Annotated in this window: 8 protein-coding genes, 1 pseudogene and 1 other annotated feature; of the genes and pseudogenes, 5 read left to right on the forward strand and 4 right to left on the reverse strand. The window is 31.5% G+C overall.

From position 1 onward, the window contains the following. Window positions 1-6: 6 nt before the first annotated feature. Both CLMAG_RS23095 and CLMAG_RS23100 read right to left on the reverse strand, forming a co-directional pair. Window positions 7-1,287 (reverse strand): ArsB/NhaD family transporter, encoded by a 1,281-nt coding sequence (locus CLMAG_RS23095; RefSeq protein WP_066628156.1) that lies wholly within the window; start codon window positions 1,285-1,287, stop codon window positions 7-9. Window positions 1,288-1,378: 91 nt separating this feature from the next. Continuing rightward, window positions 1,379-1,431: a sequence feature (sodium ion sensor (DUF1646 type); this cis-regulatory element may regulate processes involved in with the transportation of sodium ions), on the reverse strand. 116 nt (window positions 1,432-1,547) lie between these two features. After that, complete coding sequence (locus tag CLMAG_RS23100) at window positions 1,548-2,942, reverse strand: alanine/glycine:cation symporter family protein (RefSeq protein ID WP_066628158.1); 1,395 nt, start codon at window positions 2,940-2,942, stop codon at window positions 1,548-1,550. 673 nt (window positions 2,943-3,615) lie between these two features. Between CLMAG_RS23100 and CLMAG_RS23105 the strand changes: the two genes are divergently transcribed. The 4 genes from CLMAG_RS23105 (at window position 3,616) to CLMAG_RS23120 (ending at window position 10,807) form a co-directional block, all read left to right on the forward strand. Next, window positions 3,616-4,491: a polysaccharide deacetylase family protein gene (locus CLMAG_RS23105; protein ID WP_066628160.1), complete on the forward strand. Its 876-nt coding sequence runs from the start codon at window positions 3,616-3,618 to the stop codon at window positions 4,489-4,491. Between the two features lie 507 nt (window positions 4,492-4,998). After that, window positions 4,999-6,606, forward strand: a complete 1,608-nt coding sequence (gene glgP, locus CLMAG_RS23110; protein WP_066628163.1) for an alpha-glucan family phosphorylase — start codon at window positions 4,999-5,001, stop codon at window positions 6,604-6,606. Between the two features lie 152 nt (window positions 6,607-6,758). Continuing rightward, a complete protein-coding gene (locus tag CLMAG_RS23115) occupies window positions 6,759-8,333 on the forward strand; it encodes a glycosyltransferase (RefSeq protein WP_082832055.1) in 1,575 nt (524 codons plus the stop codon). Between the two features lie 23 nt (window positions 8,334-8,356). Continuing rightward, a complete protein-coding gene (locus tag CLMAG_RS23120; protein WP_066628165.1) occupies window positions 8,357-10,807 on the forward strand; it encodes a mannose-1-phosphate guanyltransferase in 2,451 nt (816 codons plus the stop codon). Between the two features lie 344 nt (window positions 10,808-11,151). On the opposite strand, the gene CLMAG_RS23125 is transcribed toward CLMAG_RS23120, so the two are convergent. Next, window positions 11,152-11,346: a hypothetical protein gene (locus CLMAG_RS23125; RefSeq protein ID WP_066628168.1), complete on the reverse strand. Its 195-nt coding sequence runs from the start codon at window positions 11,344-11,346 to the stop codon at window positions 11,152-11,154. Between the two features lie 220 nt (window positions 11,347-11,566). Next, window positions 11,567-11,809 carry a hypothetical protein gene (locus CLMAG_RS23135; protein ID WP_066628174.1) on the reverse strand — a complete coding sequence of 81 codons (243 nt, stop codon included), beginning with the start codon at window positions 11,807-11,809 and terminating at the stop codon, window positions 11,567-11,569. Window positions 11,810-12,208: 399 nt separating this feature from the next. Between CLMAG_RS23135 and CLMAG_RS33965 the strand changes: the two are divergent. Beyond that, window positions 12,209-12,307: pseudogene (locus CLMAG_RS33965) on the forward strand (transposase); the annotation flags it as partial. Window positions 12,308-12,357: the final 50 nt, after the last annotated feature.

Below are 12,357 nucleotides of genomic sequence, written 5' to 3' on the forward strand. Positions count from 1 at the left end.
ATATTCTTATAAAAAGAAAATTAAATACAAATAAATTGTAGATATAGCTACTGTTAAAATAGTCATTGGAAAAGCAAGTTTGAAATAACTTTTAAAAGTTATTTTATGTCCTCTTTCTTTTGCCATACCAATTGCAATAACATTTGCGCTGGCTCCAATTATTGTTCCATTTCCTCCAAGACATGCACCAAGAGAAAGAGCCCACCATAAAGGAGTTAAGTTCATTCCGGAAAGTTCGCCCATATCTTTAATCATAGGTATCATTGTTGCAACAAATGGGATGTTATCTACAAATGCTGAAGCAATTGCTGAAACCCATAGTACTGCCATAGTTGTTAAAAGTGAATTTCCTTGTGTTACAGTTAATACCCATTCAGCTAAAAGTTTTATTGCACCAGCTTCTTGAAGCCCACCTACAAGTATAAAAAGACCAGTAAAGAAGAGAATAGTACTCCATTCAACTTCATGTAATATTTTTTCAGGGCTTAATTTTGATATAGTCAGAAGAATAACAGCACCTACAATTGCTATAGTTGCAGATTCATAGTGCAAAACTCCGTGAAGTATAAATCCAGTAAAGGTTGCAGTAAGTACTACTAAGCTTTTAATAAGAAGTTTCTTATCTTTTATAGCTGATTTTTCATCCATTTTTAATATTTTTTCTTTTGCTTCTTTTGTTGTAGTTAACTTGCGTTTATATAGTAGAGAAAAAATATAGGTTGTTAATAATAAAAGAGGTACGATAATAGGTGCATCATATTTTATAAAGTCAGTAAAAGTTAAACCTACCGAGCTTCCTATCATAATATTTGGAGGGTCTCCAATTAATGTTGCTGTTCCACCGACATTAGATGCAAAAACTTCAGCCATTATAAAAGGAATAGGGGATATATGTAAGTCTTTTACTATATCGAATGTTATTGGAATTATCAATAATATAGTTGTTACATTGTCAAGTACCGCTGAAAGTAAACCGGTTATTATAGCTAAAAATACTAGTAATTTTATTGGATCACCCTTTGCTATCTTTACAACCTTAATTGCTAGATACTCAAATAATCCAGTTCTTTTAACAACCATAACTATAATCATCATACCGATTAAAAGTCCTATAGTATTATAATCAATGTGGCCAAAGGCATGCTCTTGGCTTATTACTCTAGCAAGTATCATAAGAGCAGCACCAATAAAAGCAACTAAGGTTCTATCAAGTTTTTCAAATATAATAAAAACATAAGCTAGAAGAAATATAGAGCAGGCTACAATGAGTTTTAGTGTATTGTCCATGTAAAAGTCCTCCTAAATTAATAATAAATTAGTATTTGAGTTCGATCTTAAAATTATGCAAATAAAAAAAGGATGATGAAGTCCAAAAATGGACTTCCCACCCCAGAAGTCAGATGCTTGAAAACGAATATAATTCGCCCAACCGAACTGAAATATTGAATTAGTATAATGATAGCATAATATTTAATGAAGGGCAATCTCAATTTTATCCGATGACTACCCTTCTAATATGCCTCTATGATTAGAATTTTAGTTTATATTTATGCCTTGATGTTTTCTGTTACATCCTCTGTTACGTTAATAGCTTGTTCTTCACATATATCGTTTATATCACCATCAACCAGATATTTTTTGGTTTCCTTAGCAATAACTCCACTTAATAAAAGAAGTGTTACTAAGTTTGGTATTGCCATAAGTCCGTTAAACAGGTCTGCTAAATTCCAAACTAAGTCAAGTTCCCAAACTGAACCTACGAATACGAATATTACCCAAGCAATTCTATAAGGTATTTTTACTTTTGAACCAAATAAGTATTCAAAGGATCTTTCGCCATAGTAAGACCATCCAAGTATAGTTGAAAATACGAAAGTTAAAAGTCCAACCGTTAGAATGACAGGTCCTATATATGGAATTGCTTCAAAGGCTCTCTTAGTTAAAGCAGCACCTTTTAAACCTTCCTGCCATGCACCGGAGTTTACAAGCACTATACCAGTTAGGGCACATACAACAACTGTATCCCAGAAAGTTCCTGTAGCAGATACAAGAGCTTGTTTAACAGGATTTCTAGTTTGTGCTGCAGCAGCAACTATAGGAGCACTTCCAAGACCAGATTCATTAGAGAAAAGTCCTCTTGCTATACCAAATCTCATAGCATACATAACACCAGCACCTGCAAATCCACCTACTGCTGCTTGACCAGTGAAAGCATCTTTAAAAATAAGAGCAATTGCAGCACCAACAGTATCATGACCAATTATAAGTAGTATAATACATCCAATTATATAGAAACCAGCCATAAAAGGAACAAGTATATCACAAACCTTTGCAATCTTTTTTATTCCACCAAGAATAACTACTGCAGTAATAATTGCTAGCACAACACCAGTTATATAAGTGGAAACTCCGAAGGTTTCATTAACCATTACAGAAATTGAATTTGCTTGTACCATATTTCCTATACCAAAAGCAGCTATACCTGCGAATAAAGCAAATAAAACTCCAAGCCATTTTTGCTTTAGACCATATTCACATACATACATAGGTCCGCCAGCCATTTCACCATCAGGTTTTTTTACTCTGTATTTAACTGAAAGTAGAGCCTCAGAATATTTAGTAGCTATACCAAATACACCGGTAAGCCAAGTCCAAAGTACAGCACCAGGACCACCTATGGCAATTGCAGTAGCAACCCCAACAATATTACCTGTACCTATTGTTGCAGCAAGAGCTGTAGCTAAAGCACTAAACTGACTTACATCACCTGTTTGTACAAAACTATCTTTGGTTACAGATAGCTTTATTGCCTTAAAGGTGTGTTTTTGAATAAGACCTGTTTTGAAAGTTAAAAATAAATGAGTTCCAAAAAGTAAGATAATTAAAGGTAGCCCCCATAACCATCCGTCAAGAGTTGAAACAATTTGATTTAAAGATTCCAATTTTAAATCATCCCCCTTAATTGAAATTTAATAAAAATTAATCTGTATTCTTATATTAATACAAGTATATGTTCTTTGTAAATATAAAATTATCTATTTGTGCGGTATTTTTTTATATAATTATCAATTAAATAGGGGGTTGGTTAATAAATATGCAAAAAAATCAAGGCAAAGGATAAGTTTCTATGAGTTAATAAGTATTGTTTTTAAGTGAGTGAATTTTCTGAAATATGAATTTAAAATAGATATATTAACTATTTTTGAAAAATAGAAACGTATTTTATGCATTTTGCTAGAATCTAATAAAAATATTAAATTTTATGAAGGGAAAATTGGGTTAGAGATTATTTTATTGTATCAGATTCTTAGTATGATAAATCTAAAGAAGTAGTTGATTTACAATTACATATTATTTTGGAAGAAAATCAAAGTTACAAGTTTAAAAAATTCATTAATTCTTAAATAATTTTGTTAAAAATTATTAAAATTTAAATTTTATTTATGATGCTTAATTTGTAAATTTTTATGTATGAAATATGATATAATTACAGATAAATAGTAGAATTTTATGATGGACAATCTGTAATTAATACTAAATGTTGACACTAATATTTCAAAATAGCAGCATGTGATGATGTAGTTTCATTTATTCGAAAATTAAGGGGGTGGCAAAATGAGAAGAAAAGCAAAAAAGAGGACAAGCATTGGAAGCATAATACTAGGTATCATTTTATTATTTTCAATATCATCCATTGCAGGATTTAAAATTGCAGAAAAAACAGACACTAAAGTCAATATAATTGCTGCATCAACTGGTGAAAGCTCAGGAAATAATATTCAACTACAGCAGGTTTCTAATAATACAAATTCAGAAACTGATATTAATGAAAATAAACAGGATGAAGCAACTCAAAATAAATTAGAAGCAACTAATATTAAAGAAAATAAAGGACAAGTAGTAACGCCTGATGGCACAAAGGTTGCCTATTTAACTTTCGATGATGGGCCAACGCCATATATAACTTCTAATATATTAGATATACTAAAAGAAAATCACATTAAAGCTACGTTTTTTGTAATTGGGAAAATGGCTGAAAGAAATCCGGATCTATTAAAACGGGAAAAATCAGAAGGACATACAGTTGCTAATCATACTTATTCACACAATTATAAATATATTTATTCATCAACTGACAATTTTTTGCAAGAATTGAAAGTAGCAGATGAAGTAATAACATCTATAATAGGAGAGCACAACAAAACTCTTATTAGATTTCCAGGAGGTTCTTTTGGAAGACAAGCTTATAAGCAAGCCGTTGAAAGTTCTGGTTATCATTATGTAGATTGGAATTGTTTAAATGGTGATGCAGAAGTTGCAACTGCATCTGTAGACAGGCTTATTTCAAGATTTAAAGAAACTACTCAGGATCAGAAGGAACTGATAATTCTTATGCATGATGCACCTGGGAAGACTACTACTGTACAAGCGTTACCTGAAATAATAAAATATCTAAAAGCTAACGGATATTTATTTAAAACATTGAATTAAATAATAGAAAATAGTCACTTTGATGCTGCGTGTATTCAAAGTGACTATTTTTTTAGTGTACAAAAATGAATAATTCATTTTACAGAAAAGTCTATCAGTCAAAAGTAAATATATAAACTATTATTATAAGATAAATTGTCTTAGTATAGGATAGAATTTAGAAAAATGAATTTTATTGAGAGTTGGGTTGCAAAAATTAAACTTTATATATACTGCTTACCTGATAAAAAAATACAGTATATACTAATAAATAACATTAATTGCAGAAATAAAAAGTAAAAAAATGTAAATATAAATCAGTATAAAAGAAAGCAATTAAAAGAAAAATGAAGCAAATAAAATGTATGCAGTCTTAGTTTTGCGTAAAACAATATAATTGCCAAAAATAACAAAAAATATCCTAAAAATGGTTGATTTTAAAAATAAAGTATTTATAATTATCTATATAGCTAAAAATAAAAAGTAGCGATTTACAAATAAACTGTAGCAGAAGGAGATGTTAGAAGAATGCAAAATAGTTATCCTACAGTTGCATATTTTTCGATGGAATTTGGATTAAACTCAGATTTTAAAATTTATGCAGGAGGGCTTGGAATACTTGCAGGTGATTATTTAAAGGCTGCAAAAGATAATATGCTTCCAGTCATTGGGATAGGAATCAAGTGGAAGCAAGGTTATGTAGAACAGCATATAGATAAAGATGGCAAGATAGTGGACTCTTTTTATAATAATGAATATGGTTTTCTAAAAGATACTGGAGTTAAAGTAGACGTTAAAATAAGGGAAAGAGATGTTTGGTGTAAGGTATGGAAAGTGGATTGCTTTGAAAACTCAGAGCTCTATCTGCTGGATACAGATTTACCAGAGAATTCAGATAGGTGGATAACAGGGCAGCTGTATGGATGGTTTGAAGAAGAAAGGATAGCTCAGGAAATGGTTCTGGGAATTGGAGGAATAAGAGCTTTAAGGGCTTTAAAGAAAAATGTAGATATATTTCATTTTAATGAAGGACACGCAGTGTTTGCAGGTTTTGAGCTTATTAAAGAAAAGAAAGAAAGAGGATATAATCCTTACGATGCTTGGAATGAATCCAGAAAACAAATTGTATTTACTACACATACACCGGTTATAGAAGGTAATGAGTTTCATGGACTTAACATTTTAGAGTATATGGGAGCCTTTAATGGACTTGATCGATATTTGGTTAGGGAGATAGGTGGCGATCCTTTTAATATGACAGCTGCGGGGCTTAGACTATCAAAAAAGTCAAATGCTGTATCAGTGTTGCATGGCAGGATTGCCAATGATATGTGGAAATCTGTTGACAGAAGAAGTGAAATTATAAGTATAACAAATGGGGTACACCTAGGGACTTGGGGAGATAAAAAAATAATAGAAGCTAATGAAAGAGGGGAAAATCTATGGGACTACCATATGAACAATAAGGAAAAGCTTATAGATTTTATATACGAGGAAAAGGATGTTAAGTTAGACAAAGATAAGCTATTAATAGGATTTGCAAGAAGAGCAGCACCCTATAAAAGGGGAGATTTAATATTTACAGATGAAGAAAGAATAGCACCTCTACTTAAAAATGGAGATATACAAATCATAATATCCTCTAAGGCACATCCTTTGGATTTTACGGGAAAAGAAATAATTAAGCATATTTTAGGTATAGAAAAAAAGTATCCTAATTCAGTGGTATTTTTAGATAACTACAATATGAAAAAGGCAGATTTGCTTACAAAGGGGGTAGATGTATGGCTTAACAACCCTAGAGTAACTAAGGAAGCCTGTGGAACTTCCGGTATGAAGGCTGCTATTAATGGAGTATTAAATTTAAGTACCTTAGATGGTTGGTGGCCTGAAGCCTGCTGGGATGAAGTAACTGGCTGGCAAATAGGTGGGGGCTTTGTATCTGATGATATAAAGGAACAAGATAGAAATGATGCAGCTAGTCTTTATGATGTGCTTTTCAACAAAGTACTAAAGACTTACTATAATGATCGCAAAAAGTGGACTGAAATGATGGTGGCAAGCATAAATGCTATGGTGAACAGATATTCTGGGGATAGAATGATAAAGGAATATTATGAGAAACTTTATAGATAACCAGAATAAAATTATATATAGAGAATAGAATACTATGATTGAGGTAAAAGGTTGGTCTGTATTAACGGCCCTTAATATCCCCCGCCTCTATAAGGGGCGGGGACAATATATCTTTTTTTGTATTAATATTTAACTTAGGAAGGAGTTGGAGTATGAGAATCTTAATGCTTTCATGGGAGTATCCGCCAAAAAATGTAGGTGGATTATCAAACCATGTATACTATTTATCACAGGCCTTAAGTAAAATGGGACATGAAATACATGTTATAACATGTGAGGAGGGTACAGCACCACTACAAGAAAATGATAATGGGGTTTTTGTACATAGGGTCGCTCCTTATAAAATAGACACAAGCGATTTCACTAAATGGGTAATGCAGCTTAATTTTGCAATAGTTGAGGAAGCAATAAAAATTATTACTACAAGTGGTAAGTTTGACATAATACACGCTCACGACTGGCTGTCAGCATTTAGTGCAAAAACTTTAAAATGTTCTTTTAAAATCCCAACTGTATGTACAATCCATGCTACTGAGTATGGAAGAAATGGTGGAATAAGAACTGAGATGCAAAGATATATATCTTCTACAGAGTGGTTTTTAAGTTACGAAGCATGGAAGGTAGTAGCTTGCAGTAATTATATGAGACATCAAATAAGTGATGTGTTTGCAGTACCATGGGAAAAAATATGGGTAATTCCAAATGGTGTAGAACCAGAAAAATTTAATTTTGAATTTGAATGGTTAACATTTAGAAGAAGATATGCTAGAGATGAGGAAAAGATAATTTTTTATATAGGAAGACATGTATTTGAAAAGGGAATACATTTACTTATAGAATCAGCTCAAGGAATAATTGCTAGATATAATAATTCTAAATTTGTTATAGCTGGAACAGGACCGATGACTAATGAACTGAAACATAGAGTAAGGCAAATGGGTATAGAAGAAAAGTTTGTATTTACAGGTTATATGAGTGATGAGGATAGGGATAAGCTTTATAGAGTAGCTAATGTAGCAGTATTTCCATCTCTTTATGAGCCTTTTGGAATAGTTGTGCTTGAGGCTATGGCAGCAGGTTGTCCTGTTGTAGTTTCTGATACTGGTGGCCTTGGGGAGATAGTTCAGCATAAAATGAACGGATTAAAGACTATAAATGGGTCTTCTCAAAGCATAGTAGATAACATAAGCCAGCTGTTATATAATGATGAACTTGCAAATGGACTTAAAGAAAATGCTCTAAAAAGTGTATACGAGAAATATACTTGGAATAAAGTAGCGGAAACTACAATATGTATGTATAACTGGATTGTAGAAGAAGCTAAAGGTACAGAATGGGAAATAAGGACAAATAAAGAGAGTAAGCATGGAGATGTTCTTACATTAAAGAATGAACTTAAGAACGTAATAAAAGAAAAATCAAAGTCTACAAAGGAATCATTAGACAGTATAGCTTGTAAAACTATAGAAACAGTGGACAATATTTCGAATGTAAAAGATAAAATAGCAGATAGGACAAAGGAAGCGGTTAATAATGTTTCTGATGCTGTTACAAATGTTAAGGGGAAAATTAGTACAAAAACTAAAGAAGTAGCAGATGGTGCATTAGATATAAAACATAAGATAACCAATAAAACAAAAGAAGCTGCTGAGGGGATAAAAGAAGGTATATCAGAAATAAAAGAAAAACTATCGAAGGAAGACCAGAAAGACTTAGATAATAAATAAATTTCAAAAAGGGGATGAGAATTATGAAAGCTATTATAATGGCAGGGGGAGAAGGAACTAGATTAAGACCTTTAACATGTAATATACCAAAACCAATGATGCCAATCATGGACAAACCAGTTATGGAGTATGCAGTTGAGCTTTTAAAGAGAAATGGGATAACTGAGATTGGCGTTACCCTTCAATATTTACCAGATGAAATTACAGGTTATTTCGGTGATGGTAAAGACTTTGGGGTAAATATGAGGTATTTTATAGAAGAAACTCCTCTGGGGACTGCAGGTAGTGTTAAAAATGCCGAAGCTTTCCTTGATGATACCTTTATAGTTATAAGTGGGGATGCTTTAACTGATATAGATTTATCAAAAGCCATTGCTTATCATAAAAAGAAACAATCCATAGCAACTCTAGTTCTTAAGGAGGTTCCTGTACCACTTGAATTTGGGGTAGTTGTAACAGATAACAATGGTAAAGTTACAGGTTTCCTTGAAAAACCAAGTTGGAGTGAAGTTTTTAGTGATAAGGTAAATACAGGTATATATATACTTGAACCGGAAATATTTAATTACTTTGAAAAAGAGCAGAAGTTTGATTTTAGTAATGACCTATTTCCGATATTACTACATGATAAAAGACCTATGTTTGGGTACGTAGCTGAAGGATATTGGTGTGATATTGGTAATATTGAACAATATATTAGATGTCACTTTGATATACTTAAGTCTTTAGTAAAGGTGAATATAAAGGGTGAAAAGTATAAGGATGGTATATGGGTTGGTCAAAACTGTGAAATTAGTCCTAATGCCAAAATATCTACACCTGTTTATATAGGAGCTGGCAGCAAAGTATATGATGGAGCGCAGATTGGCCCATACACTATATTGGGAAAAAATAACATAATATCCAGTAATGCTACAATAAAGAGAAGTGTTATTTTTGACAATTGCTATGTAGGAGATAATGCTCAAGTAAGAGGAGCTGTACTTTGTAAAAAGGTCCAGTTAGAATCAAAAGTCTCTGTATTCGAAGAAGCAGCGATTGGTGATGATACTCTTATAAGAGAAAAAGCTCTTGTTAAACCGGGAATAAAAATATGGCCAAATAAAGTTATTGAAGCTAGTACAGTGGTTAAGGAGAATGTGATTTGGGGAGGAAAATTTTCGAAATCCTTATTTGGAAAGAAGGGTATTAGCGGAGAGGTTAATGTAGATATAACACCGGAGTTTGTATCAAGACTTGGTTCTGCTTATGGATCAATATTAAAACCGGATTCAAAGGTTGCTATAGCATGTAGTGATAATGGTGCGGCGCAAATGTTTAAGTATTCTATTGCTACAGGATTACTTTCTATGGGAGTTGAAGTATTAGACTTAAAGAGAATGCCTAGAGCCTTAACAAGACAGTCTAGTATGTTCTTTGGAGCTCAAGCTGGTATTCATGTTTCTATAGATAGTGATGATGCTGAAAAAGTTGATATAGTATTTATGGATCAAAATGGACTTGATATAGATAAAAGTGTAGAAAGAAAGATTGAAAATAGCTTTATAAGAGAGGATTTTAGAAGGGTTAAGACTGACACCTTTAAGCAAATAACTCATATATATAATGGTTTGGAATATTATACTAGACAACTTATAAATGAGCTTGGAGTTCATAAAATAAGAAGTCAAAAATATAAAGTTGTTATATGTATTAAAAACCCTATGTTGTTAAATATAGCTAGAGATCTATTCCAAGAGCTTAAAGTAAATGTTAAAATTTACGATGAATTTAATGATATTTTAGGATTAAAGAAAGAAGTAATAGAAACTAATGCCAATTTGGGAATTAGAATCGATGATGAGTGTGAGCAGGGAATTTTAATAGACGAAAAGGGAAATGTAATTAAAGATGATTTATTCGATGCAATAAATGCTCTTGTTATGTTGAAGTCTACAAATATTAAAACCTTAGTTGTTCCCGTTACTGCTTCGTCTACAATGGAACAGATAGCAGAAATGTGTGGATGCAAATTTATAAGAACAAAAACTTCACAAAAGGCTATAGTTGACACTTATCTTAAAAATGAAAATAATGTAACTAGAAGAGAACTAGTGATGTCATATTTAATGTCTTTAGATACTATAAGTGTATGTATGTTAACACTTAATCTTATGGCTGCATCTAACTTGCCGCTTTCAAGTATATTAACACAGATTCCTAGATATCATATTGCTAAAAAGGAAGTAAGGTGTCCATGGAATATGAAAGGCAAAGTAATGAGGAATCTTATAGAAGAAAATAACTCCAACTCTGTAGATTTAATTGAAGGAGTTAAGTTAAATTTTGATGGAGGATGGGCATTGGTTTTACCAGATGCGGAGGAGCCTCTTTGCAGAGTTTATGCTGAGTCAAAGGATTCAGAGGAACTGAAAAGACTTACTGACGATCTACTTAATAGAATTGAGATTATAACGGAAGAAAATAGTATCTAAGTAAAAATCACGTAAAATTCTCGTTTAAAAATAGCAGGAAATTTTTCTGCTATTTTTAAGTTTCATTTGAATTATTTTAAAACAAAGCCTTTATTTTAGATATTTTTAACTGTTTTCTAATACCAGATATTTTTCATATCCAATTGACCTTATAACTACTTTTTTTCCGCTACGATTTAATTCACCAACATAATCATCATAAAGTTTGCTTATAAAATAGAGCTTTTCTATATATGTAATTACACAGTCAAAGTTATATTTAAAAGCATTTCTATAATCTTTAATAGGATATTCTTTTAACTGCTGTTTATGGTCAAGTATTATATCTCTAATTGCTTATCTCACTACTTTAGAAAGCTTATTATCACTCTTTTGTTAGCTATATAAGGATAAATACTTGATGTTCTTAATATAGTTAATTCATTAGAATGATTATCAATTTCTACAACATCGTTGGCAATTACAAATATAGGCAAATAGTCTACATATGGAGCACTAATTCCTTTAGCTTGAAGCTGTTTATTAACTAATCTTTGCATAATTCCAAAACATCCAATAGATTTTCAGGTGTTGGATAGCTACGGATAAAGCAAGATATAAATGGGAACAAAAGGTCAATTGTAAGTATAACCTGTAGAAATCTATATATAGGATACCTGACTTTAGAAGTATATACTTTATATACACCATAGAAATATATCATAGGTAAGTATATAATACATTTAATTAAATTCAAAAACATAAGCATAATCCCCCCAGTTAGTTATTATTTATATTCGTCTCATTTGAACTTACCATTACAACACTGTCAGCCTTATCCCATCTAGTCTTACTTATTGCTGTAGCAATATTATAATAATCTGTGACTGTAATCTTTGTTACTCTAGAACTTGTGACCTGTATTGTATTCTCTGCCTTTGCTTGGTTTGTACTGACACTACAAACCGTTGCAGTTAAAACAATCACTAATGAAATAGTTGTTGCTAATATTTTTTTATTCATTACACCATCCTCCTTGTAAAATTAAGATAATACTATACTAAAATTCTATATGTACATATTTTAATAAAATAATGTATTTTATTCCATCTTTTTACACATATTACAATGTTATTTATATCTATAATTACTGGCTAAAATTCAACTTTTAATCTATAATCACAATGAAAATAACACATAGAAATTTACAGAGTCAATAAGTTTATTAGCAGTGTGATCTTATTTGTTTTTTCTTGGTTTGCATCTCAAAACAGAATCCCTTACAAAAAGTGTTTTGCTTTTTTTAACCTAGTGTGCGGAATTCTCCTATCCTCTATAGGTGGGAGATGGATAGCACTTGCTGACAGGCAACAAATAAGATAAACTATGTTCAGATATATATGCTGAAAGTTAGTGTTATCAGTGGAACTAGACAATAATAATCATCCAGTATTCTTACTAAACTATCATTTAGTATTGGTTATAAAGTATAGACGAAAAGTTATAGATGATAAAATATCATAACAACTGGTGGTGCTCCTATAGATGTAGTCAGAAAGTATATTGAGAAC

The sequence above is a fragment of the Clostridium magnum DSM 2767 genome (assembly GCF_001623875.1).
Taxonomy (GTDB): Bacteria; Bacillota; Clostridia; order Clostridiales; family Clostridiaceae; genus Clostridium_AM; species Clostridium_AM magnum.